Source organism: Candidatus Eisenbacteria bacterium (assembly GCA_030017955.1).
Taxonomy (GTDB): Bacteria; Eisenbacteria; RBG-16-71-46; order JASEGR01; family JASEGR01; genus JASEGR01.
Window position 1 is genome coordinate 14,557 of the sequence record JASEGR010000012.1, and the last position, 23,407, is coordinate 37,963.

The 23,407-nt window shown below is 51.2% G+C and carries 20 protein-coding genes; 8 read left to right on the forward strand and 12 right to left on the reverse strand.

Annotated elements, in window-relative coordinates; genetic code table 11:
- The first annotated feature begins 6 nt into the window (after positions 1–6).
- Positions 7–672 carry a DUF4390 domain-containing protein gene (locus tag QME66_02935; GenBank protein MDI6807924.1) on the forward strand — a complete coding sequence of 222 codons (666 nt, stop codon included), beginning with the start codon at positions 7–9 and terminating at the stop codon, positions 670–672.
- 32 nt (positions 673–704) lie between these two features.
- On the opposite strand, the gene QME66_02940 is transcribed toward QME66_02935, so the two are convergent.
- From QME66_02940 to QME66_02965, 6 genes are all read right to left on the reverse strand, one after another.
- On the reverse strand, positions 705–1,706 hold the full coding sequence (locus tag QME66_02940; protein MDI6807925.1) for a T9SS type A sorting domain-containing protein: 1,002 nt from the start codon (positions 1,704–1,706) through the stop codon (positions 705–707).
- The gene (locus QME66_02945) at positions 1,615–3,006 is read right to left on the reverse strand and encodes a hypothetical protein (protein MDI6807926.1); all 1,392 of its coding nucleotides are present in this window, start codon (positions 3,004–3,006) and stop codon (positions 1,615–1,617) included. The genes QME66_02940 and QME66_02945 overlap by 92 nt, the downstream gene beginning before the upstream one ends.
- A gap of 83 nt (positions 3,007–3,089) precedes the next feature.
- A complete protein-coding gene (locus tag QME66_02950) occupies positions 3,090–4,196 on the reverse strand; it encodes a hypothetical protein (GenBank protein MDI6807927.1) in 1,107 nt (368 codons plus the stop codon).
- A gap of 64 nt (positions 4,197–4,260) precedes the next feature.
- On the reverse strand, positions 4,261–4,887 hold the full coding sequence (locus QME66_02955) for a zf-HC2 domain-containing protein (GenBank protein ID MDI6807928.1): 627 nt from the start codon (positions 4,885–4,887) through the stop codon (positions 4,261–4,263).
- Positions 4,888–4,914: 27 nt separating this feature from the next.
- Complete coding sequence (locus tag QME66_02960; protein ID MDI6807929.1) at positions 4,915–6,000, reverse strand: DUF4097 family beta strand repeat-containing protein; 1,086 nt, start codon at positions 5,998–6,000, stop codon at positions 4,915–4,917.
- 225 nt (positions 6,001–6,225) lie between these two features.
- Positions 6,226–6,825: a sigma-70 family RNA polymerase sigma factor gene (locus tag QME66_02965; protein MDI6807930.1), complete on the reverse strand. Its 600-nt coding sequence runs from the start codon at positions 6,823–6,825 to the stop codon at positions 6,226–6,228.
- Between the two features lie 409 nt (positions 6,826–7,234).
- On the opposite strand from QME66_02965, the gene eno reads away from it, so the two are divergent.
- The 3 genes from eno (at position 7,235) to QME66_02980 (ending at position 10,944) form a co-directional block, all read left to right on the forward strand.
- Entirely contained in the window at positions 7,235–8,527 is a 1,293-nt protein-coding gene (gene eno, locus QME66_02970) for a phosphopyruvate hydratase (protein MDI6807931.1), read from the forward strand.
- Positions 8,528–8,591: 64 nt separating this feature from the next.
- On the forward strand, positions 8,592–8,936 hold the full coding sequence (locus QME66_02975; GenBank protein MDI6807932.1) for a septum formation initiator family protein: 345 nt from the start codon (positions 8,592–8,594) through the stop codon (positions 8,934–8,936).
- Positions 8,937–9,393: 457 nt separating this feature from the next.
- On the forward strand, positions 9,394–10,944 hold the full coding sequence (locus tag QME66_02980; GenBank protein MDI6807933.1) for a glycosyltransferase family 39 protein: 1,551 nt from the start codon (positions 9,394–9,396) through the stop codon (positions 10,942–10,944).
- Between the two features lie 64 nt (positions 10,945–11,008).
- Here QME66_02980 and QME66_02985 read toward each other — a convergent pair whose 3' ends face one another.
- From QME66_02985 to QME66_02995, 3 genes are read right to left on the reverse strand one after another with little or no spacing between them, the layout of a single operon-like run.
- Positions 11,009–12,151: an ABC transporter permease gene (locus QME66_02985; protein ID MDI6807934.1), complete on the reverse strand. Its 1,143-nt coding sequence runs from the start codon at positions 12,149–12,151 to the stop codon at positions 11,009–11,011.
- Positions 12,152–12,183: 32 nt separating this feature from the next.
- A complete protein-coding gene (locus QME66_02990) occupies positions 12,184–13,314 on the reverse strand; it encodes an ABC transporter permease (protein MDI6807935.1) in 1,131 nt (376 codons plus the stop codon).
- A gap of 60 nt (positions 13,315–13,374) precedes the next feature.
- Complete coding sequence (locus QME66_02995) at positions 13,375–14,328, reverse strand: ABC transporter ATP-binding protein (protein ID MDI6807936.1); 954 nt, start codon at positions 14,326–14,328, stop codon at positions 13,375–13,377.
- Positions 14,329–14,579: 251 nt separating this feature from the next.
- Between QME66_02995 and QME66_03000 the strand changes: the two genes are divergently transcribed.
- Genes QME66_03000 through QME66_03015 form a run of 4 tightly spaced genes read left to right on the forward strand, consistent with a single transcriptional unit; the run spans position 14,580 to position 20,550 of the window.
- Positions 14,580–15,230 carry a TetR/AcrR family transcriptional regulator gene (locus QME66_03000; GenBank protein MDI6807937.1) on the forward strand — a complete coding sequence of 217 codons (651 nt, stop codon included), beginning with the start codon at positions 14,580–14,582 and terminating at the stop codon, positions 15,228–15,230.
- Positions 15,227–16,153, forward strand: coding sequence for an efflux RND transporter periplasmic adaptor subunit (locus QME66_03005; protein ID MDI6807938.1), 927 nt, complete (start codon positions 15,227–15,229; stop codon positions 16,151–16,153). Before QME66_03000 ends, QME66_03005 begins: the two co-directional genes overlap by 4 nt.
- Positions 16,153–19,221 (forward strand): efflux RND transporter permease subunit, encoded by a 3,069-nt coding sequence (locus tag QME66_03010; protein MDI6807939.1) that lies wholly within the window; start codon positions 16,153–16,155, stop codon positions 19,219–19,221. Before QME66_03005 ends, QME66_03010 begins: the two co-directional genes overlap by 1 nt.
- A 15-nt stretch (positions 19,222–19,236) precedes the next feature.
- Positions 19,237–20,550 carry a TolC family protein gene (locus QME66_03015; GenBank protein ID MDI6807940.1) on the forward strand — a complete coding sequence of 438 codons (1,314 nt, stop codon included), beginning with the start codon at positions 19,237–19,239 and terminating at the stop codon, positions 20,548–20,550.
- A 75-nt stretch (positions 20,551–20,625) separates the two neighbouring features.
- Here the strand turns inward: QME66_03015 and QME66_03020 are convergent, their stop codons facing one another.
- From QME66_03020 to QME66_03030, 3 genes are all read right to left on the reverse strand, one after another.
- Positions 20,626–21,591: an ABC transporter ATP-binding protein gene (locus QME66_03020; protein ID MDI6807941.1), complete on the reverse strand. Its 966-nt coding sequence runs from the start codon at positions 21,589–21,591 to the stop codon at positions 20,626–20,628.
- Positions 21,592–21,606: 15 nt separating this feature from the next.
- Positions 21,607–22,605, reverse strand: a complete 999-nt coding sequence (locus tag QME66_03025) for an efflux RND transporter periplasmic adaptor subunit (GenBank protein ID MDI6807942.1) — start codon at positions 22,603–22,605, stop codon at positions 21,607–21,609.
- Positions 22,606–22,683: 78 nt separating this feature from the next.
- Positions 22,684–23,376, reverse strand: a complete 693-nt coding sequence (locus tag QME66_03030; protein ID MDI6807943.1) for a DUF5668 domain-containing protein — start codon at positions 23,374–23,376, stop codon at positions 22,684–22,686.
- Between the last annotated feature and the right edge of the window lie 31 nt (positions 23,377–23,407).

Sequence of the window (23,407 nt, forward strand, 5' to 3'; positions counted from 1 at the left end):
AGAGAAATGACGCACAGAGTTAAGGGCCTCTTCGTTGCGGCTCTGAGTCTCTCAATCCTGCTCATGTCATTCCTGCCCGGCGCGGCACTGGCTTCTTCAGTGATAGAGATACAAGGTGTGCGGGACGTTGACGGGACTCTTATTGCCGAGTTCTCTCTGAAAGGCATGCTTTCGGGAAGGACGCGGGAGATGCTCGGGAGAGGCATGCCTGCCACACTCACTTACAGAATTGAGCTCTGGAAAACAAGGGCGGGATGGTTTGACAGGCTTGTTACTTCAAAGTCGTGCCAGTATAGAGTTAACTATGACGTGTGGCAGAATGCGTTTCTCGTTGAGACAGAAGGGGCTTCCCCAAAGAGGTTTCAGGACATCCCCCAAGTTGAAACGGAATGTTGTCTCGGTAAGAAGTTCTCCATCGTCCCTCTGGCGGAGCTTGAGAAAGGGAGCAGGTATTTTCTCATAATCAATGCTACCTTCAAGCCTTTGAGCTTGGAGGAGATCACTCAGATGCAGGGATGGCTGAGCGGAGAGCTTAGGCACAGAGGCGAGCAGACGGGCGGTGGAATTCCCAGATATCTTCTCGGCCTCGTGGTTAATATCGCGGGACTGGGAGACAAGTCTGTGCTGGCGAGGACAGGGGGGTTCAGTCTGTCAGACCTAAGACCGCAGTAGGAGAAGGAAGCTAATCCCGATTGACTCCGCCTTCACCTGACTAGAAGCACTCGCTCTACTTTGTACGACTGAGGAGTGGAGAGTCTGGCAAAGTAGATACCTGCAGGAAGAGCCCGGCCGTTTGAGTCATTTCCATCCCAGAACACTCTCATCTGCCGGTTGGCCCTCTGGTTTTCGACAAGCGTTTTGACCAACCTTCCACTTACATCGAAAATCCTTACACTCACATCCCGAGATGACTTTGTTTCAAAAGTGAATGTGGTGCCGTCCTTCACGGGGTTTGGACTCAACTTCAGCGAAAGCTGCTCGTCATTATTGCTAACGAGAGAAAGGAAAAAGCTCTTGAGCCCGGCCACGTCTTCGGGCGGGGGGACCGATCCGTTCAGCGCGAGTTCACCTTCGCTTGTCGCATCCGAGAAGAGCATCCTGAAATCCTCCGCAAACACTTCTCGCGGCCGGTTGTCGTGCGCAGAATTCTCGTTGTATTCGCTTTCATCCGATATTTGTCTCAAGGCCTTGTATTGGGCCCAAAGATCTTTTCTTGTCTCCGGCATGTACTGTCTTTGAACTATGTGTCCCATTTCGTGCGAGGCAACATACTCAATCGTCTCCTGCGAGTATTCCCTTACCCCAGGGGAAAGGAAGATGGCATTGCCTGTGGCGGAGGAGCCTTGCGTTTCCGCTCTGGGGTAAGGGAGGATGAATATGTCAACTGAAACGCCTTCGAGTGGGAACCTGATTTTCCTAAGGGCATCAACAACCCGGGAAACGTTCATCGTATGGAATGCTCCATCACCTTTGTTGGGGATTCTCGCGTCCATAACATCAGTGATGAGCTCCCACTTTCTCAGATTTCTGGTGAGGTAAAGAACTCCGTCCTCACTGGCGGTCATTCCATTGAGTATCTCGTCCGGGGTATGTATCGCAATTCTGTTGTAAGGGTCAACCGTCGAAGGGAAAACAGGAGTAGGGCGGAGGAAGATCGCAAGAAGTATTATGACAATGTACAAAGCTGTTTTTCTTGGGTTTCTCATTGAAGTGCTCCTCCGGCAACAGACTGAAGCAGGTTATGTGCCAGAAATATTGGCGGGCCAGGAATTTCGAGGTCCGGCACAGCTTGGAGGCGGGAGTCCCGGGGCACTTGCTGTAACTCTTTGAAATCAAAAATGTTAGAGGTTGGGTTTGAGGCTTCGAGAAAAGCCGGCGGGAGATGCGCTTGGAACAAAGAGAGAGCTGCGCATCGGTAATTCGGAATCTTTCTGGGAAATATTCCGCAAAGAGCTGGGGGATTTCACACGGAGGGCGGAGACAGGTCCTGGGTCCTGACACAAGCTTTCCGGAATGCCGCCCGCTACCTTCGCAGAGATACATTCTCATTATTCTTCCATTCCCGAGGAAGACTATTTCGTCCCTGGCGGTCGTTCTTCTCCAGTTTGGAGTGTGATCCTGATCGTCGGTAGAGGTTATCCGAACTCTCTTCGGGAACTGCTGTGTTATGTCTGTGATGCAGAGATCGAAAGAGGTGCCTTCACCGTCGTTCTTTGTTTCGTAGATTATTCTTCTTCCATCCGGAGCCCATGAAGGATAGTCGTCGTAGTAATCGTATATCCAGACTTTATCTTGGGGCGTTACTTGCTCTGCGGTCCCTTTTTTGAAGTCATAGACCCAGATTGATCTGCCGGCCAGTGACCGGCCCCACAGATCAGAATTCTCCATGGAGAAAGCAATCCTGGATGTATCAGGAGACCAGGATGGGTTGGACATAGTGAGAGGTGAACTGTGGAGCGTCACCGGAAGTGCAAGGTGCGAAGTATTCAGAATATGGAGCGCCGGATATCCGGTCACGGCATCAAAAGTAGTGAATGCGATCGTCCTGTTATCCGGTGACCAGGTTGGAGCGTAGCCATATGCGACGGGCCGCGCATCTCTTCCGGTCACCCCGTTTGCAACGTAGATCTTTGGTAATTCTCCTCTGGCGATTCCCCACCCGAGAGCATAGACAACCTGCATTCCGTCATATGACCATTCGATGTCGTGGACATTATCGCCGAGATCAATGAACTTCATGGCGGTTTCGGCTTCAATGTCCCCCGGCTTGTGGTAGTCAACTTTCCAGATGTTCGTATTTCCGTCATCCTTGTTGGATTCAAAACCTATGAGGCTGCCTCCTGGAACCCAAACCGGATTTCCCAAATAGCCTGAGGGGTCAAGCTTCTTGACCAGCCATGGTTGTTCAGTGCAAGACAAGGCCTCGCTATCGACTGAGGTGGGCGGCTTCTCACAAGAGACAGAGAGACAGACAAGAATCAGTAGAGGAATGGCTTTCCGCGTCATGGTAGTCAGCGAATAGGGGGGACGTTTCCCGGGAAATGTAGCGTGACTCCAGAGCTATATTCTATCGGGAAACGCAGAGATTGTCAAACAGTTACTGCTTGTGCCGGGTCCTTTTCCTCGGTTCGCTTTTCGGCTTTCCCCAGCTTGCTCAGCGCAACGGCTCCAATTCCTGCAGTCGTGACAAAAGCTCCGACCACTATGCCAAGTATCCGGATGCTAAACCCCAGCCCCCACAGGAATCCGCCGGGCAGCGAAATCAACGCGCCGACTATGCCGATGAGATGAATGAGGAAGATTCCGAGAAGGGCCGCTTGAACAGGCCCGAGTCCCGGGCGCACTCTTCGCCCTATGACAAGAGCCCCGGCCACGTAACCTATGAAGAGGAGGACCATAACAATGAACGGATAGGCAATTGCGAGCGGAATCCCGATTATGCTGATGCAGAGAAGAATAAACGTGATCAGGAATATCGGAAGCAGCAGGATCATAATTGTGAAGCCGACTGCAAAAGACTGAACGAACCTGGATGAGAATGTTGATGCAATCCTTCCGATCCGGTCTCTGAAGAGAAGGACCATGACGGCACCAAACAGAAGAAAAACAAAAAGCTTGGCAAGTCGTGTACCTATAACCCATCCCGGCCCGATGAAACAAGCAGCATCACTAACGAAAGGGAGAAACCCGCAAATCCATTTAGCGCCTCCACCTTTCAACATTGCTGAAGGGAGGAATCCAAGACTCACGTTCTCTCCCCTGATGTTGCCCCCGATCCCCTCCATTACGCTGCCGCCTATGGAAACCGCGTCTCCATTGACGATTCCCCCGGAATCTACGTTGACAGTGCCGCCGATCGAGACCGCATCTCCCAGGACCTCTCCAAACACGGAGATCGAACCGCCGATCGAGACAACGCTGCCCCGTATCTTTTTCCCGCGCGGTACGATGATGCTGTGCCCTATCCTTACAACATCATGCCCCTCTCCAATCTCGATGGAAACCTCGCCTTCCTCTCCGTGAAGAGCATTCCCCTTCGTCTTGATTTTTATTCCGCCTTCATCGATCGAAAACTCAGTTGCGACAGCGCCGCTGTCGGGAGCGGATTTTGTCTTCCCAAGAAGAAGATCAGGCACAGCCAGTGAAAGCGATACGATTGCAATCAGAATGAACGCGAACCCAGTTCTGGTTTTCATCGAAGCTCCTCCTGTGATAGTTTTCTGATCATGAACTTTTGCCGCCAAAATCCTGCCCGAAACCCTACTTCCTTCTCTCATGAACAACAAGTATCTCTCTCAAAAATGCAATTAGGCCAATCGGAACCGGCACAAGAAAAAGAAGTATCATGTAGCTAGGCACTAGTCCCGGCAGATTGCCCGTCAATTTCTCGAGCGCTTCAAGGGACCTCAGGACGCTGCCGACATATTCGAGCGTCCGCGACAGCTCTGAGGCTCTCGCAACCAGTCCATCCAGAAAATCCGAGCCAAGCGAGGCAATGCCTTTCCCGACAGTTCCTCTCGTCCGGAAGTATAGATAGAACGCCGAGGTAATTACCAAGCCGAATGCTATGACGTATGAGAATGCAAAGGCCCAGATCCGCTTTCCTTTTCTGGAAAGCCCTATGACGCGTCCCTTCTCCGCGGGAAGTCTTGAACCTTCTTGAGCAAAAACCAGGGACAGGACGCGATCGTCAAAACCCTTGGGCGGCTCAACCAAGGGCATTCTTTTCACACTAAGAATCGCCTCTTCCGTCAATCTGAATACTTGCTTGCACCCGGCGCACGTCTCAATATGGGCCAGCATTTCCTGGGCTTCCTTCTCTCCAAGCGAGCCGGAGAAGTATTCATCTATTTTCTTCTCAAACTTCGAGCATCCGAAGATTTTCATACAGGCATCCTTCTTAGAAAACTGAGCCTACTGCTGTCCTTCCAGGACAAGCCTTACGTCACCGGAGGCAGTCTCTATCTCAACTTTGTCTCCGCCTTTTCCGATAGTCCCCTTCAATCTGTGTCTTGTGGCGGACTCAATATTTATCGGAATCCTTCCGTAGATGCCGCCGCTAGCTGTTGACACATCTATTATACACCCCGCGCCCTTCCTCAACATGAAAGTCACTTCTCCGCTTGACGCCCTCAAGAAGTGCGTTCCCCGAATCGTGTTCCCGCTCGTCAGCACAACATCACCGCTGCTTGTCTCAACATTCACGGCGCCATAACAATCAGTCACCGTGATGTCACCGCTTGACGACCGCGCTGCAACGGACTTACGGCACCCCGTAACATCGATGTCCCCGCTCACGGACTCGATTCTGCACCGACCGCCGACTTGTTTCACACTCACGTCTCCACTTGTCACGTTGGCATCAACATCGCCCTTTGCGGTTCTGATGACCAAGTCGCCGCTTGTGCTATTGACTTCAACTGAACCGTCAACGTCGTCGATTATAGCATCTCCACTTGTAGCGCTCAGGCGGACACTCCCGCCAATTCCGGAAAGCACGCAGTCCCCGCTCGTGACGTTTATGTCAGCTCCTGCCTTCATTCCCTTGACATCTATGTCGCCACTGGTTGAGTTCAAACCGACCGCCATTTCCGGCGGTGCGACGAGATAGAAATCTACCCTGAGGGTTCTGAAGCCCCTTATGACCTCTATCTTTCCGAAGCCAAGGTTCACCTTGCCCCCTTTGTATTCGGAGTAAACTCTTATCTGGTCGCCATCCCTTTCCATCTTCACCTCAATGCCCTTCAGAACGTCTTCTGCTTCCGTTTTGTTCCTGCCCGAACATATCTTGATAGCTTTCAATCTGACTTCGTTTCCAACCCCCGGCCTGATCTCTATCTTCCCGCTTGTGCTTGAGACCGAAAGGGTTTTCTCACCTTTCAGGACAAGGGAAAATTCAACGGTCTCGGAGTACTTCTCCCTGGCCGTGGCAGACGCAGCCAAGAATGCCCCGAGCAGAACAAGGAGAACTGTTGGCATAGCAACATGTTTGGTCGTCATGGTGTGCACCTCTCTTCAAGGAATATCGCCTTGCTTCCCATTGTCTTTCTCTCCGAGTTCACTAGTAGCGGCCCTATTTATCCGACCCGAACAATCTCTGCGCTAACCTTTCCTTTGGTCTTCCTCTCCCGTTTACGGGAGAGGACTGAGGTGAGGTCAGCAAGAATCCCCTCCTTATTCTTCCTCTCCCACTTGTGGGAGAGGACTGAGGTGAGGGTACGACAGCTAGAAAACAACCCGCGCCCTGAGACCTGTGCCGGCTCTGGCCTTCTTGGTCTCCAGCTTCCGCCGGAGGATACGGTGCCCCCTGTGCAGTCTTGCCTTTATCGTTCCCATTGGAATTCCCATAACCTCGGCCATTTCCTGGTAAGAAAGCTCTTCCTTGTACCTGAGCACGAGAAGAGTCTTGTACTTGACCGGAAGAGACTCGATGAGAGACTCAAACCTCTCTGCTCCGGCCTTGCTTTCATAGCTGACATCAGGTGTGGGAGACTGGTCTTCAATGTCGTGGTCCTTTGTGCCATCTTCCTTGTTTCCCGAAAGCGAGAAGAATGCGAACTTCCTTTTTCTCATCAAATCTATCGAAAGATTCACGGCTATCCTGAAAAGCCAGTTCTGAAAGGACCTTTCTTGGTCAAACTGCGAGAGCGATTTGAACACTCTGACAAAAGTCTCTTGTGCGATGTCTCTGGCGTCTTCATCATTCGAAACAATCCTCAGGGCGATCGAGAAAACCCGTGCCCGGTACTTCTGGAGAAGAGCTCTGAACGCCGCCTCCTCACCCTTAAGACAACCTTCGATGATTTCGCTATCCTCTCTGGGCAAGTTCTCCTCTCCGTAACCTCATGTACGAATATCTGATAGAACTGGTTGCGCTTTCTTTCCGTATCCTATTTCGCATGTTTCGCTATTTCAACATAAAAGGCACGGGCGAGGTCCTTTATTAACCTCTCCCCGTGGGGGAGAGGGTAGGGTGAGGGGTCAACAATATCTTCTCATCATCCTCTCCCTTCTGGGGGCACAGGTGAGACTCCCGATCATCCTCTCCCCTCCGGGGAGAGGGTAGCGTGAGGGGGTTCAAACCTATAATTGCCTTGACTTCCACCGCGGTCTTTTTCAATAATCCAATTCGTCTGATCAGTGAGCATAGTAGCGTTACCCTGACTGACTCGGCAGAAATACTTCTTTCAGCGATCTTCCTTAATTCTTTGAACCAATTTCGCGGGGGTGAAGCGTGACCACGATTGAATTCATATTTGCCAGAGAGATTCTCGATTCTAGAGGAAATCCGACTATTGAAGTTGAAGTGACTCTCTCGGGCGGTGTTACTGGTAGGGCCGCTGTTCCCTCAGGCGCATCGACTGGAAAATATGAGGCGCTGGAACTCCGCGATGGAGGCAAGCGTTTCGGCGGAAAGGGTGTTCTCAAGGCAGTCAAGAATGTCATCGAAAAAATCGCACCCCAGCTCATAGGAGAAGATGCAATTCAGCAGAATCTCATTGACAAGCTGATGATTGAGCTGGACGGCACACCATCAAAGAGAAACCTTGGCGCAAACGCAATACTTGCCGTCTCCCTCGCTACTGCCAAGGCCTGTGCGAACGTTCTTGAGCTTCCACTTTATCAGTACATCGGCGGAGTGAATGCGAAGGTCCTTCCTGTCCCGATGATGAACATAGTGAATGGTGGAGCACATGCAGACAGTAAGCTGGATGTTCAGGAGTTCATGATCGTTCCGCTGGGTTTCAAAACCTTCTCGGAGGGTTTGAGGGCAGGAGTTGAAACCTTTCATTCCCTCAAGACAATCCTCAAGAAAAAGGGATATGTGACATCGGTCGGAGATGAAGGCGGATTCGCTCCGCGACTTAAGAATACCGAGGAAGTCCTTTATCTTATATGCGATGCGATTGACAAGGCCGGTTACAAGACCGGTGACGAAGTGGCACTTGGACTGGATGTTGCGCCAAGCGCACTGTACAGAAAGCCCAGGTATATCTTCCCCGGAGAAAAGAAGACGTTCAGTTCCGAGGGCCTCATTGATTTCTATGAAAAGCTCATAAACAAATTTCCAATTGTGTCTATCGAGGATGGGCTTGCAGAAGATGACTGGAGCGGATGGGAGAAGATGAATGAGAGGCTCGGCAAGAGAGTCCAGATAGTTGGCGATGATATTTTCGTGACCAACCCCGAGCGGCTGAAGAAGGGAATCAAGCAGGGCGTTGCAAACTCGATTCTCATCAAGCTCAATCAGATCGGCACTCTCACGGAAACGCTTGACGTTATCGAGATAGCGAAACGGGCAGGATATACGACTGTAATTTCACATCGCTCAGGGGAGACAGAAGATACCACGCTTGCCGATGTCGCGGTCGCTGTGAATGCCGGTCTCATAAAGACGGGCTCAGCTTCGAGAACGGACAGGACTGCGAAGTACAACAGACTCTTGAGGATCGAGGAAGAGCTTGGCGAAGTCGCGGAATACAGGGGCTGGGATGCGCTGAAGAGGGGAAGGCGTCCCGCAAAATAGCTGCCCCTATTTCTCCTCTCCCCTGGGGGAGAGGGTAGATGGTGATGGGGCACAGAGAGTTCCAATGAGCACCGCTGAGAGAATCGCCTCAAGAAAGCTCTATCGCTACAGGAAACCGACGTATCCTGGTCAGTCACGAGCGCGAAGGCTTATTATTATTTTTCTCGTACTCTGGGTCGGCTACATTTTTATCGGAGGCCGCCACGGAATCATAAAGATCATCACCCTCCACAGAGAAAAAGCCCGGCTCGAAAAGAGAGAAGCGGAGTTGAGAGGGAAACTCAAGGAGCTTGAGCTCCAGTCAAAGCTCATGCAGAAGGACCCCTTTTACATCGAAAAAGTAGCAAGGGAAGACTTCGGACTCGCCAAAAAGGGCGAGATAATCTACAGAATGCAGAACAGCAAGTAGGCACCCCTCTTTCTTGTCCAGCAAACTCCCGCTGTCTTTTCAGGTTGACACCGGTATCGCACAGATGCTAGCTTAACTATCGGTGCGGGGTGGAGCAGTCTGGTAGCTCGTTGGGCTCAATCCGCAGAGTCAGCTGTGAATTCGCTTTCCGCCAATCAGCGTGATACGTTGAATCTGACTCTGCATGGGCTGCGCGCGAAGAAACTCGTGCGCGACGACCTGTCAAAGTCGGGGAAGCCCCTGGCGGGGTAACCCCGAGCCAAGCTCTGAAAGTCGTAAGACCAACGGAGAAGGTGTAGAGACTTGACGGCAGGCACCCTATCGGCGACGTCAACGGCCGAGGGTGAAGGGAAAGTCCAGACCACAAACTGGTTCGCCCAGACAGCGAAAGCTGTAGTGGCAAGCATAACCCAAAGGTCGCTGGTTCAAATCCAGCCCCCGCTACCAACCTTCCAAGATGCGCAATCTTGATTCCAATCTAACCGCGCCCTGCGAGGAAAAGTCTCCTCATTGGGGGTACATCGCAGCTGCTCTTCTTCTCGCTCTTCTCCTTAGACTCTATCGCATCTCAAGCCAAAGTATCTGGGTTGACGAGATGCTCACGCTTCATGCAAGCGGAATCACATTTCCACTTCACCTCATCGACATCTTTGACAACGTGCATGGTGCGCTTCATTCAGTAGTCCTTTTCCTGTGGACAAGGATCGCCGGAACAAGCGAATTCGCTCTCCGGCTGCCGTCGGCAGTCTTCAGCGTCCTTTCCATATTCGCAATCTACAGACTTCTCCTGAAGCTCGTCGGCAGGGAAACAGCTCTAGTCGCTCTCACGATACTTGTCATTTCCCCGTTTCACATCTGGTACGGGCAGGAAGTGCGCAATTACAGCATGCTCATTTTCTTCTCAACACTGTCCGTTGACAGTTTTCTTTCTCTGCTCCAGGAACCCGGAAAAGGCACTTTCGCGAAGTATGTTCTATTCACTTTTGCGGCATTCCTCTCGAATATGAGCACGACGTTTCTTCTTATTGTGGAAAATATCCTGTTCTTTCTGCTGCCGAGAAAACTCTCTTTCCGGAATCTTGTTTTCGCCAACGTGTTCATAGCGCTTCTTCTCATTCCATGGATTTGGGGAATGATCGGGAGAGTGGAATTTCATAGACTGGTCAGAACCGCGCCCTATTTGGAAAGCGAGATGCTGCGGGGCGAGACCACTTTTACACCGCTTGCAATTCCCTACACTTTCTACAATTTTTCGATTGGTTACACCCTCGGGCCTTCACTGAGGGAGCTGCACGAGTCTGTTGGCTTCTCAGCATTCAGGCACTACCTTCCTGTCTTGCTTGCAGCCGCACTGGGTTTTTCGGTTGCATCAGTGGCCGGGATCGTGTCTTTGAGAAAGCGAAGGCGGCTTCTGCTTGCCCTTCTCCTGTGGATTCTAGTGCCCGCTGTTTTTGTCTCATTCTTCGCAATAAAGAACTTCAAGCCATTCAATCCCAGGTATGTGATGGTGGCATTCCCTGCCTATCTCGCATTAGTTGCAGAAGGTGTTCGCAGGATAAAACCTCTTTTCATCCGCCCCATTCTGGCGGTCCTGATTGCCGCCACAATGGGCCTTTCCCTTTGGAACTACTACCAGGTTCCCCGCCACGGCAAAGAAGATTTCAGATCCGCGGCCAACAAGCTCAAAGCTGATTTTCATCCGGACGATATCGTCTTTGCCGAAGGTACATTCGAGCCGCTTATCTACTATTGCGGATCCGGCTTCCCTTTGTCTCCGATTTACCCGGAAGTGATGAGTGATCAGAAGAGACTCATGGGTCTTATTGAGGAAAGAACCGCGGGCAAGAAACGGATTTGGCTGGTGACATCACGGCTTTGGACCTGCGACCCGGACAGGAGAATAGAGACACTGTTCAGAGAGCTTTTTGTTCTTAAGGAAGAATCTTTCTTCGAAGGCATTCAGCTCTTCCTGTTTGAGAAGAAACTTCTCGTAGCTGAAGCCACTTAGGAGAGCAAGTCCCGTCCGCTCTTCTTTCCGCCCGCGACAGCAGTGTGCAGCCCCAGGTAGCCCCTTACCCCAACTTTTTCCTGAATCTCAGGACGCTCATGGAAAAAATAATTGTCCCCAGGATGAGAAGAGCAACGGCTTCATCCCAGAGCTCCACGATGCCGACGCCTTTTAAGAAGAGCCCTCTTATGATCACAAAGAAATACCTGAGCGGAAGCAGGTATGTAATAAACTGAATAATCCTGGGCATGTTTTCGATGGGGAAGACGAATCCCGAAAGAAACATCATTGGCAGCATGACGAAGAAAATTGCTGTCATCATTGCCTGCTGCTGGGTCCTAGAAACCGTTGACACGAGAAGGCCCAGACCAAGCGTCGTCATCAGGAAGATGGCGCATAGACCGAAGAGTAAAGGTACGCTTCCTTTGATCGGGATATGGAACCAGAAGGTAGTCACGAGCACCACCAGAATAACGTCAATGAATCCAATGATCGTGAACGGCGCAAGCTTTCCTATTATTAATTCCCGGGGTCTGATTGGCGTCACAATCAATTGCTCCATTGTCCCGGTTTCCTTTTCTTTGACAACGGCGAGAGAGGTCAGCATCATTGTCATTACCATGAGAATCAGGGCAAGAACTCCGGGAATCATAAAATTCCGGCTCCGCAATTCAGGGTTGTACCAGATGCGCAATTCGGGGCTTATTGCAGAAAGCTTCTGTCCGCGCCCCCTGAGCCATTCAAACTGTTGACTCACGATGTCCCGCGAATATCCCGCCACAATCATCGAAGCATAGCTCAAGCCAATTGTCCCGGTGGTGGTCTCTGAACCATCCGCGATGACCTGGACCTGTGCCGGCTTCCCGGCAATTACCTTATCGCCAAAGCCACGCGGAATGACTATTGCTACCGATGCTTTCCCGTTGTCCAGATAGCGGTCGATATCCTCAATCCTGTTCACGTAGGCGGTCAGCCTGAAGTACCCGGAGTTACTGAACTCCGAAAGGAACCCCCTGCTTGTCTTAGTATTGTCGTTGTCACAGACGAGCGTCGGGATATCCCTGACATCAAGGTTCACTGCGTAGCCGAGTATGAAGAGCTGAAAGACGGGTGCGAAGAAGACAACAAAAAACATGCGCCGGTCACGCCGCAGTTGTATGAACTCCTTCCTGATTATGTGACGAATAGTCTTCATAAGCTTCGGCACCCAGGCATCCGGGCTCTCGTCCTGCCGCTCACCTAAACTCTTACTCTCCTCATCCTGACCGAGCTTGCGCCAATCGCCAGCGCTGCAAATACCAACAGAAAGACAAGTTGGGACCACAACTCTGGTAGTCCAACGCCTTTCAATACGATACCTCTCAATGCAGCCAGGAAATATCTTGCAGGTACCAGATAGGTTATGGCTTGAATGGGAATTGGCATGTTTCTTATGGGGAAGACGAACCCCGACAGGATGAACGTTGGAAGCATGGTCATTATGACGGCAAGCATAAAAGCCAACTGCTGTGTTTCCGCGATTGTTGAAATAAGAAGTCCAAGTCCGAGGCCTGCCATCAGGAAGACTAGCGTCACGACAAAGAGCAGAATGTAGCTTCCCTTGACACTGACGCCGAAGAGGACTGAACCGGCGGCAAGGATTGCGACTGTTGCGAGCAGGGAAATCACTACGTACGGGATTGTTTTTCCAATAATGAACTCAGTCGGCTTTATTGGAGAGACGACGATCTGCTCCATGGTGCCTCTCTCTGTCTCCCGAACAACAGAGAGCGAGGTCGAAATGACGGCGATCACCATCAAAATGAATGCGATCAATCCCGGAACAAGGAATTTCTCGCTCTTGAGCTCGGGGTTATACCAGACTCTGGGCCGGTAATCTATCGGCATGGAGAACCCGGCATGTCCAATGCGCAACAGCGAAGATGTCAAAATGTTAGTTGAGTAGCTCTGTACAACGGCACTGACGTACCCTACGGCAGTACTTGCCGTGTTCGAGTTGGCGCCATCAATTATGACCTGGACAACGGCATCCCTGCCTGCAAGCAGCTGCTTTGAGAAATCCCGCGGGATCACAAGGGCCACCTTGATCTTCTCGTCCCCCATGAGGTCATCAATTTCCCGCGTACTCTTCAGATGGTACTTGAGATCAAAGTACTCCGAGTGGACGAAGCTGCTCGCAAAGTCACGGCTGGTCTTGCTTCTGTCTTCGTCGTACACGGCCATCGGTATGTGTTTGACATCGAAATTCAGGGCATAACCAAACATCACAAGCATGAAGGCGGGAATGAACAATAGGACCCCAAGCGTCCGTTTGTCCCGAGCCACCTGCCTGAATTCCTTTACTACTATGGGCTTTATTCGCCTGAACATGTTTGGCCCCTCACCTCAATCCTCTCCCCTGGGGGAGAGGAGGAATACCGCCCCCTCACCCTACCCTCTCCCCAAAGAGGATAGGTCTCCTGCGCCCTCGATCAGATGTATGAACACGTCTTCAAGCGAGGGAACGATCCTATCAATTCGTTTCACAGCGATATTGTTTCCGGAAAGGAGTCGCTGCGTGTTGGCTCTTCCGCTTTCTTCGTCTTCCACGCTCACATGGAGATATGTTGAGAACACAGATGTCTCTAGCACCCACGTCTCTTTTTGAAGAATCTCCATTGCCTCGATTATTCTGTCGCATTCAACTTCCAGTATCGGGTTCCGGATATGCTTTATTTTGAGTTCCTGTGGAGTCCCGCCCGCAACAAGCCTCCCGGAGTGGATTAGCATAATCTTGTTGCAATACTCTGCTTCATCCAGGTAGTGCGTGGTGACGAAGACCGTTGCCCCGCCTTGGGAGAGTTCGTTGATCAGCTCCCAGAAGTTCCGGCGCGAGATGGGATCGACGCCGCCCGTGGGCTCATCAAGAAAAATGATCCTGGGCCTGTGCAGGATGGCGCAGCCCAATCCGAGGCGCTGTTTCCAGCCGACGGCGAGCTCTTTGCCGAGACTTTCTTCTCTTCCTCTCAATCCGGCCATTTCGAGCACCCATTCCGCCCGTTCTTTGATTTGATCTCCGGACAGACCATACACACCCCCAAAAAATGTGATGTTTTCCCTCACCGTCAGATCTTCATAGAGGGAGAACCTCTGGGACATATAGCCGATGTTTCTCTTCACTTCCTCGGGATTAGTATTGATGTCATATCCGGCGACCCGGGCAGTCCCGGAAGTGGAATTGAGAAGGCCGCAAAGCATCCTGATAGTAGTTGACTTGCCCGCACCGTTTGCGCCAAGAAAGCCGAAGATCTGGCCCACCTCGACGTTGAAACTGATGTTGTCAACTGCGGTAAATCTGCCGAACTTCCTCGTCAGGTTCTCGGCTTCGATAGCGTTCTCGGCCATGCGTTCCTCGGGCCTCCGGTGCTCCCCGGCGAGCTGCTCTTCGAGATGTCCGTTCAAGAACATCTCTGGATCCGCCTGCAACTCAGAATCGTCCCCGAAAGGGGTCTAGAGCAAATTGAATTAGGTGATGTGTCCCCGAATTCTATTTGGTGTACCTAAGTTAGAGCTTTAGAAAATCCTTGACAAGATGTTTTTGTTGCAGTATTATGGACGGACTAGTCCGTCCAATCTCATAATTGAGGAGACGCTGAATGTTCAAGAGGCAAGGCAAGGCCAGGCTCGCTGCCGAAAGAAAAAAGAAGATCCTCGCAGCGTCGATGAGGGTTTTCTCGAAATATGGCTATCAAGACACCGAGGTTGAGGATATTGCCAGGCTGGCCGGCCTCGGAAAAGGGACTGTTTATCGTCACTTCGGGAGCAAAGAAAACTTGTTCTTTTCCACGCTTGAATGGGGACTGACCAGTCTCGCAGATGAAATGAATGAGGCGGTATCCGCCGCTCACGGCTACGTGGACAAGGTCAAGACTGCTCTCGTGACCTATCTACTGTTCTTTGAAAAACACCGGGATTTCTACAGGATCATCGTCCAGGACAGGATGCGGACAGAGATCAAGTCCTCGCCTCACCGGTTGATGAAGAAACATATGTCCCTCATCAATCATTTGACTGATGTCCTGGAGAAAGGAATCAGGGATGGGTACTTCAAGAAGATCGATGTGGAAAGTGCAGCTCATGCACTATTCGGCATCATAAACTCGCTTCTATACAAATGGCTTACGTCCAGAAAAAGATATCCTATCAGAAAAGAAGTTTCTGTAATAGAGGAAATCTTTCTTAGCGGGATCCTGTCGGTTCCGCAGGCCGCGCAAGCGACAAAGAAAAGATGTAAGGAGAGAAGATGAAAAAATTAGTCGGAGTCCTGGTAGTCATCCTGGTCATCGCACTAGTCGTGTTCGTCATGATGATGGCTTTCAGACATAAGAAAGCTCCAGTCACCCAGGTGACCGAGAGAGTCATTCCCGTGGAAGTGCAGCTTGTGCAGCGATCGCCCTACACCCCGGTCCTTAACTACACGGGCGAGATCAAGAGTATCGAGGAGGTGCTGATCTATCCAAGGGTATCGGGCAAGGTCGCAGAAATGAAGATACGGGAAGGGTCGATGGTAAGGAAGAATCAAGTGGTCGCCTTGATCGACCGGGACATACCCGGTCTGGAATTCGAATTGGCCGAAACAATATCTCCCGTGGATGGAGTAGTCGGGAAGGTGCTTGTGGACAAGGGAGCAGAGGTCGGCTCCGCATCACAAGGCCCGGCGATGGGCACTCCGTTGGCGCAGATTCTGAACATGGACTCGGTGAAGATTGTGATCCAAGTTCTGGAACAGGACCTTCCAAGGATCAGGTTGGGTCAGAAAGCCAGGATCCGGGTGGATGCCTATCCGGATAGGGAGTTCTATGGAGCTGTTACTCTCGTGAGTCCCACATTGAATAATCTAACACGGACTGCAAGCGCCGAGATAACCATGCCGAACCGGAATCATCTTTTGAGACCAGGGATGTTTCCGGATATCGACCTCATTCTCGGCGAAACTCAGAATCTTGTGTTCATCCCCAGGTACACCATCCTGACCGAAGGAAATAAGCAGAAGGTCTACGTAGTTGTGAATGGCAAAGCGCAGGAGAGGCAGCTCGAAACCGGTTTCACCGATAGGAATCTGACTTACATAAAGAGCGGGGTGAGTCCGAAGGACAGTCTGGTTACTTCAGGGCAGTCTCAACTCAAGCCGGGGGACAAAGTAAGAGTTGTCAAAGGAGAGGGAAGCTAATGTTCCTGCCTAATCTGGCTATTCGCAGACCTGTATTCATAGTGATGCAGGTTCTTGCAATTCTGGTCCTGGGATTGGTCTCCTACTCCCGAATCGGCATCGATTTGTTGCCAAACGTCGAGTTCCCTTACATAGCAATTACCGCCGTTTATCCCGGAGCAGGGGCTCAGGAAATTGAAAACCAGGTTACGAAACCGATTGAAGAGGCGATGAGCTCCCTCAACAGACTGAAGAACATGTACTCGACAAGTGCCGAGGGTTTCTCCCAGATTGTTCTTGAGTTTGAAATAGGAGTAAAGGTCAGGGATGCCGACTCTGATGTAAGGGAGAAAATAGCAGAGATGCGCTCGCAGCTTCCCCGCGACATGGAGGAACCGACAATAGCAAAGTTTGATGTCTCGGCTACTCCCGTCATGATTTTCTCGCTGGGAGGCGATCTTCCTCTCGACGAACTAAGAACTCTGGCCGAGGACAAGGTCAAGAACCGAATCCAGCAAACAGAAGAAGTAGCTCAAGTAAGCTTGGTTGGGGGGCTTGAAAGAGAAATTAGAGTAGAGGTAGATAGAAGGAAACTCAGTGCGTACCACCTTTCAGTTCAGCAAATAATCGGGGCTCTGGCCGGCGAAAACCTCAACCTCCCGGGCGGTCGAGTGGAGATTCAGCCCCAGGAGCTTGTCTTGAGGTTTACCGGCGAGTTCCAGAATGTGCCGGAGATCGGCGAAATTCCCCTGGCTAATGGCGGAGGAACTTCGCTTCACCTTAAAGATGTCGCCACTGTAAAGGATACGTTCAAAGAATTGAGAGAAATTACGAAGCTTGATGGAAAACCCTCAGTCTCGTTCATCGTGTACAAGCAGTCAGGCGGGAACACGGTCAAAGTGTGCTCCCGGCTCAAGAAAACGATAGAAAAACTGGGGAAAGAGCTGCCCGCCGGCATCACCATCCAAGTCGCCTCTGATCAGTCCAAGTACATCCGCAGGGCAGTGACCGATACGATGTGGACGCTCTATCTCGGCGCTCTCTTCGCCACACTGGTCATATTCATCTTTCTTGGGAATATCAGAAGTACAATAATCGCCGCCCTGGCCATACCCACCTCAATACTCGCCACATTCATCCTGATGCAGGCGTTTGGCTACACAATAAACATGATGACCCTCATGGGTCTGTCTTTGTGCGTGGGCATCTTAATTGATGATGCGATTGTCGTCCGGGAGAATATCTTCAGGCATGTGGAGGAGGGGATGGACCCCGAGGAGGCTTCCAAATTCGGCACCGAGGAGGTGGGGCTGGCAGTTATGGCGTGCACCTTCACCATTATTGCGGTTTTCGTGCCGGTGGCCTACATGGGCGGAATCGTCGGGAAGTTCTTCAGAGCCTTTTCCTTCACCGTGGTTTTTGCAGTCCTGTATTCTCTGTGGGACTCCTTCACGATGGCTCCCATGCTTTCAGCAAAAGTTCTGGCAAAAAAGAAAACTGAGAAGAAGACATTTCTCGATAAGTTGTTTGCCCCTCTGGGCCGGTTTTTTCAAAATCTCAACAAAGCTTACGGAAAGACTCTTGCGTGGTCCTTGCATCACAAGTTTCTGATAATCTTCTCCGCCACAGTGCTCTTCGTGCTGAGCATCAGCTTGACCTCCTTCCTCGGGAAAGAGTTCATGCCAACCGGTGACAGAGGGGAGTTCAGGGTCGGCGTAGAGACTCCGATCGGCACCTCCATTCAGGCCACGGAAAAAGCCGTGAGTGAGGTCGAGAAGATTCTCCGCACGTATCCCGAAGTTCACTCTCTCTTTACGACAATCGGGACAGACGTGGGCGCATCCAACAAAGGAAGCATCAGAGTTGAACTGGTTCCGTTGGCCCTGAGAAAGAGAGAGACCGCAGAAGTCGAGAACGCAGTGCGTGAAAGACTGGCAGAACTACCGGGTCTGAAATCCAAGATTCAGTTGATCGGGATGTTCGAGGGCGAAGTCGGGTACGAGATTGAGCTTTACATAAAGGGTCCTGAGATTCGGGTCCTGGACAGACTCTCAGCAGAACTTTTGGACATCGTCGAAGGAATCCCGGGCATTGTCGATCCTGACCGCTCGGTTCGTGAAGGCAAGCCCGAGATGAGAGTGGTCGTGAATCGAGAGAAAGCGAGCCGTTTAGGCATCTCAACAATGCAGGTTGCTTCGACCCTACGCGCCCTGGTTGACGGAAACGTCGCCACAAAATTCAGGCAGGGTGAAAAGGAGATCGACGTAAGAGTGATCATGCCGCCTGAACAGAAGAATAACCCTTTGGACATATCCTCAATTGACATTCCAAGTCAGCTGGGGGTGACCGTTCCTATTAAGAGCATAACTACCTTGAGTGAAGGAAGCGGGCCGACCCAGATCACAAGACAGAATAGACAGAGAATGGCTACAGTGACTGCAAATATCGCCGGACGTCCCCTGAGCGAAATAACGCGGGACTTGAACAGGAAGCTGGCTGACCTTTCCCTTCCTACGGGTTACGAGATTGAACAAAGAGGTGAGGCTGAGATGATGGGGGACATGTTCACCAACATGATTCTGGTCATGATTCTGGGAGTCGTCTTCATATTCATAGTGCTCGGCTCTCAGTTTAACTCCTTTCTGCACCCGTTCACGATCATGCTTGCCTTGCCTCTGGCAATTGTCGGTGCCCTGCTGGCAACATACCTGACCGGCAAGTCAATAAACATGATGACAATGGTGGGAATGATTCTCTTGATGGGAATCGTGACGAAGAATTCAATTCTGCTCGTTGACTACGCCATTACACTGAGGAAGAGAGGACTTCCGAGGGAGGAAGCGATTCTCAAAGCAGGACCGGTCAGACTGCGTCCGATTCTTATGACTTCGGCGGCCATGATCATGGGAATGTTCCCCACAGCACTGGGAATGGGCGAGGGAGCAGAATGGAGACAGGGATTGGGAATTGCCGTCATAGGTGGACTTATCACTTCGACGCTTCTGACTCTGATCGTGGTCCCGGTAACTTATGTGATAGTGGACGACTTTGGCGAATTCTTGAAGCGAAACATAAAAATCGGAGGATAGAATCTCGGAGGAACTATGTTTAGGAGCCGTTTAAGGCTTGTGCTTTTTTCTCTTCTTTTCGCCTTGATGGTTTCTCCTGCTTTCTCCCAGGAGAAACTCACTCTTAACCTCGAAAAGAGTCTCGACACTGCGTACAAGAACAACAGGGGCCGTTTGGCGCAGAAGGAGAAGATCTTGACTTCACAGTTCAAGATATCTGAGGCCAGGGCAGGTTTCTACCCGAGACTTTCGTTGCAGGGGAGTTACACTTATTTGGGCGTAGTGCCGAGTTTCGTCTTTTCCATGCCGGGTCTTGGGACGAGAACAATCCCAATGGGATTTCAAGACAACTATAATTTCAAGCTTGTTCTTCAGCAGCCCATCTTCACCTGGGGCCGCCTTCGCAATGCCTACTCCATTTCCAAGCGGAATCTTGAACTGGAGGAGGAGAGTTACAGGAAAGACAAGCAGAGGATAACCGTCGATGTGACGAGCTCCTTCTACTCGGTTCTCCTGGGAAGAGAACTTATCAGTGTCAGAGAAGAGTCTCTGAAGAATATCGAAGAGCATCTCAGGGCGGTGGAGTTGAGGTACAAGGCAGGAGAGGCCTCGGAGTTTGATCTGCTGAGGGCGAAGGTTCAACTGGCTAACGCAAAACCTACTGTTCTTGAGGCAAAACAGACATACGATATGGCTCTTCGCGCCTTCAAGCTAGTCCTGGGTCTGACGCAAGAGACCGAGGTTGAGCTCGAAGGCGAACTTTCATTCAAGCCCATGGAAACAGATGTGGAAACCGCAACCCAGGAAGTCCTTTCCAGGAGACCCGAACTTAGATCGCTGGCGATTCAAGAGAACATAACCCGCTCAGGATTGTCAATCGCCAAGGCAGGGAACAAGCCCGCTCTGGTGGGCCTGATCAACTATGCTTACGAGAACCCGTTCTACGGCGTGCAAAGATGGGATACAGACTGGAACTTCACTATCGCCCTGAACCTGCCTCTCTTTGACGGCTTCACCACGAAATCTCAGGTCAGCCAGGCACAATCAGGTTTAAGACAGCTCGAGCTTGGCAGAAAGGACCTGACAGAGGCGATAAAGTTGGAGGTGAGGGACGCTGTGAACAGCCTAGATCTTGCCACGGAGAGAATTCTTTCGCAGGAAGAGAACATCAAGCAATCAAAAGAGGGTCTGCGGATAGCCAAGATCCAGTATTTGCAGGGAATGATCACGAGCCTCGAGGAGATGGATGCGGAACTGGCCCTGACGTATGCCCGGATCAGCTACCTCCAGGCGCTGGCCGATCATCTCATCGCGCAGGCAAAGTACAAAAAAGCCCTCGGAGCAGAATAAAATAGTGACAGTCACCTATTTTCAAAAAAGGAAAAAATTGCACACGAAAATAGGTGCCAAAATAGGTGCCTGTCACTATTTTCTATTTTTCAGCAGCGAGATGAAGATATTTTCCAGTGACGGTTGGATGACGCGCCAGTTAGTTATCTCGATGCCTTCGTTTCTCAGCTTGTCCAGCATCACAGGAAGGTCCCGGTCCTTGTCCTGAACGACAACATTCAGCCTGTCGCCAAAGACCTGAACTTCGCTTGCTCCCGGCAGTTGCTTGATTGCCGCAGACGCTCTCCTGATTTCGCTGCACACGACCTCGATAATTGTTCCTTTCATCAACTTCTTTATGTTGTGCGGCGTGTCAGCCATCATCAGACTTCCCTTGTTCATCAGTCCGACTCGCGTGCACCGCTCGGCCTCATCAAGATACGGTGTCGTCATCACAATCGTTATCCCGGTCTTCAGCAGGTTCGAGAGAATCTTCCAGAAGTCCCGGCGGGAAACCGGATCAACGCCGGTCGTCGGTTCATCCAGGAAGATGATCTGGGGCGTGTGTATGAGCGTGCAAGCAAGCGCAAGTTTCTGTTTCATTCCGCCGGAGAGCTTGTCGCTGAGCCGCGTGCGAAACGGAGTAAGCCGGGTGAACTCAAGCAACTCCTCGCGGCGCCTCTTGTAGTCCCCGACTTCATGGATTTCAGCAAAGAACTCGATGTTCTCATCGATCGTCAGGTCACCGTAGAGACTGAATCTCTGCGAAAGATAGCCGATGTGTTTCTTGATTTCTTCCAAATCCTTGCGTAAGTCGTATCCGAGTATCTTCACGTTGCCGGAAGTCGGCCGGGCAATCCCGCAGAGCATCCGCATCGTCGTCGTCTTACCGGCACCGTCCGGACCTACAATTGAAAACATCTCCCCACGGTTCACGGTCAGGTTCAGATTATTGACCGCCTCAATCTCACCAAGCCGTTTTGTGAGGCCTTCGATTTCAATCACGACATCAGTCATCTGGACTTTTCGTTTTGATGGGAAAAGCAGGGCGGAGAGAATCAAGACACATACTTTTCCTCAGTGCGAGGAGATCTTGACTACCTTGATGGCGGCATCTGCGGGCATGCCGGGTTTGAGTGCGCCGTCCGGATTGTCTATTGCAATCTTCACGCCAAAAACAAGCTTCACTCTGTCTTCCTTCGTCTGCACGTTCTTCGGCGTGAACTCGGCAACCGGAGAAATGTAAACAACTTTCCCACGGAATATCCTTTTGGGGTCAGTGTCAGTCCGTACCTGCGCTTCACTGCCCAGTTTCACCCTACCGAGTTCGGTTTCGTTCACATAAATCATCAAGTCCACGTTGCTGAGCTTCGAAATCGTCGCGACAGTCGCTCCTTGCCCCACGAGCTCGCCCACCTCAACGGCTTTGTGGATGAGAATACCGGGGACCGGCGCAGTGATGTGACAGTCTGAAATAGTTTTCTTAAGAAGGTCAGCCGAGGCCCTTGCCTGAGCGAGCCGGGCTTCCGCTGCACGGATTTCCTCGGGCCGCGCCAACTGTTTCACCTTCCTCAAACCATGCCTTGAGGAATTGTATTGAGCAAGAGCAACTGTGTAGCGCGCTTCTGCATTGTCTTTTTCTCTCTGTGTGGCAACTTTCGTCTCGAACAGTTCGTGCACCCGGTCCAGATCATCTTTAGCAATCCCAAGATTTGCTTCTGCCTGCTTGAGATTCTCCTGGGCCTGCTCGATGTCTTCGGACCGCGACCCGCTGACAAGGAGCTTGAGCTGTGCATCGGCAACGTCGGCGTTCGCCTCAGCCTGCCTGAGTTGGAAATCAAGCGTTGAGTGGTCAATGACGGCAAGTGTATCGCCCTCTTTGACTGCACTTCCCTCTTCGAGGCGAAACTCGTTCACCTGAGCGCCAACTTTGGAGGCCACATTCACCTCAGTGGCCTCAATTGTACCGGATGCTTTTATCGCTCCGCGATTTCCGGTCCGCCCGCAAGATGAGATAAGGACCAGAATGAATGACAGAAAAATGAGTTGGCAAAATGATGAGATTGTGAACCTCATGAGACCATTTTGTTCATTAGTTTTGTATGTTCGTCGAACACAGAGTGGTGTCTGATATCTTCATTCCCGTGTACGGCATCAGCTCTTGATATCGATGCCGCCCATAATCACTGTCCCGGAAATTTTGAGAGTTTTCTGCCCGGAAGTCCCGGCTGAACCGCTTTTTCTTCTCTTGTCCGACACACTGCCAAGGAGGGGCGTTACCTTGACAATCAGATTCCAGTCTTCAGGGATGAAGAGTTCAACACCTCCACAACACGTCGTGACATCAAGATGCGCATCCTGGGCAAGCTGGGCCTTCGTGAGATCGAGTTTTGCTCCGCCAAACATTGCCGTAATATCGCCACCTTTAAACTCTGTGGAAGTGACACTGCCTTCCACTCCACCGAAAAATGCTGTAACACCAATTACATCCGAACTGAATGAGGAGCCCGTATTCCCGTGTCTTCCGCCCAGACGCCTGTACAGCATGGTGATGCCAAGCACTATAAGAATAATGGGCCAGAGATGATAGACTGAACTCAAATTCACGACTCCAAATTGATCAAGCTGGAGAAAAAGCCCGAGAAGAATAAGGATGATGGCAAAACTCGAACCGCGAGACCGGTCGCCAAACAACTTGCTCAGGCCTATCAGGATTAGAATGCTGGGCCACCAGGTGGAGACAACGTTCCCAAAATCAAGTGTCCCCAGATTGTCAAGAAGTAGAAGCAAACCCAACAATACCAAGAAAAGAGGAAAGAATATCCTCCGGCGACAATGAAATTCCATTACAACACCTCCTGGTTATGCGATGCGCCTT

Excerpts from the sequence above, each read along its gene's own strand:
- QME66_02935 (MDI6807924.1), top strand. The coding sequence starts at position 7 with ATGACGCACAGAGTTAAGGGCCTCTTCGTTGCGGCTCTGAGTCTCTCA.
- QME66_02960 (MDI6807929.1), bottom strand. The coding sequence starts at position 6,000 with ATGACGACCAAACATGTTGCTATGCCAACAGTTCTCCTTGTTCTGCTC.
- QME66_03015 (MDI6807940.1), top strand. The coding sequence starts at position 19,237 with ATGTTTAGGAGCCGTTTAAGGCTTGTGCTTTTTTCTCTTCTTTTCGCC.
- QME66_03005 (MDI6807938.1), top strand. The coding sequence starts at position 15,227 with ATGAAAAAATTAGTCGGAGTCCTGGTAGTCATCCTGGTCATCGCACTA.
- QME66_02945 (MDI6807926.1), bottom strand. The coding sequence starts at position 3,006 with ATGACGCGGAAAGCCATTCCTCTACTGATTCTTGTCTGTCTCTCTGTC.
- QME66_03030 (MDI6807943.1), bottom strand. The coding sequence starts at position 23,376 with ATGGAATTTCATTGTCGCCGGAGGATATTCTTTCCTCTTTTCTTGGTA.
- QME66_02950 (MDI6807927.1), bottom strand. The coding sequence starts at position 4,196 with ATGAAAACCAGAACTGGGTTCGCGTTCATTCTGATTGCAATCGTATCG.
- QME66_02995 (MDI6807936.1), bottom strand. The coding sequence starts at position 14,328 with ATGGCCGAGAACGCTATCGAAGCCGAGAACCTGACGAGGAAGTTCGGC.
- QME66_03010 (MDI6807939.1), top strand. The coding sequence starts at position 16,153 with ATGTTCCTGCCTAATCTGGCTATTCGCAGACCTGTATTCATAGTGATG.
- QME66_02980 (MDI6807933.1), top strand. The coding sequence starts at position 9,394 with ATGCGCAATCTTGATTCCAATCTAACCGCGCCCTGCGAGGAAAAGTCT.
- QME66_03000 (MDI6807937.1), top strand. The coding sequence starts at position 14,580 with ATGTTCAAGAGGCAAGGCAAGGCCAGGCTCGCTGCCGAAAGAAAAAAG.
- QME66_02990 (MDI6807935.1), bottom strand. The coding sequence starts at position 13,314 with ATGTTCAGGCGAATAAAGCCCATAGTAGTAAAGGAATTCAGGCAGGTG.
- QME66_02975 (MDI6807932.1), top strand. The coding sequence starts at position 8,592 with ATGAGCACCGCTGAGAGAATCGCCTCAAGAAAGCTCTATCGCTACAGG.
- QME66_02940 (MDI6807925.1), bottom strand. The coding sequence starts at position 1,706 with ATGAGAAACCCAAGAAAAACAGCTTTGTACATTGTCATAATACTTCTT.
- QME66_03025 (MDI6807942.1), bottom strand. The coding sequence starts at position 22,605 with ATGAGGTTCACAATCTCATCATTTTGCCAACTCATTTTTCTGTCATTC.
- QME66_02955 (MDI6807928.1), bottom strand. The coding sequence starts at position 4,887 with ATGAAAATCTTCGGATGCTCGAAGTTTGAGAAGAAAATAGATGAATAC.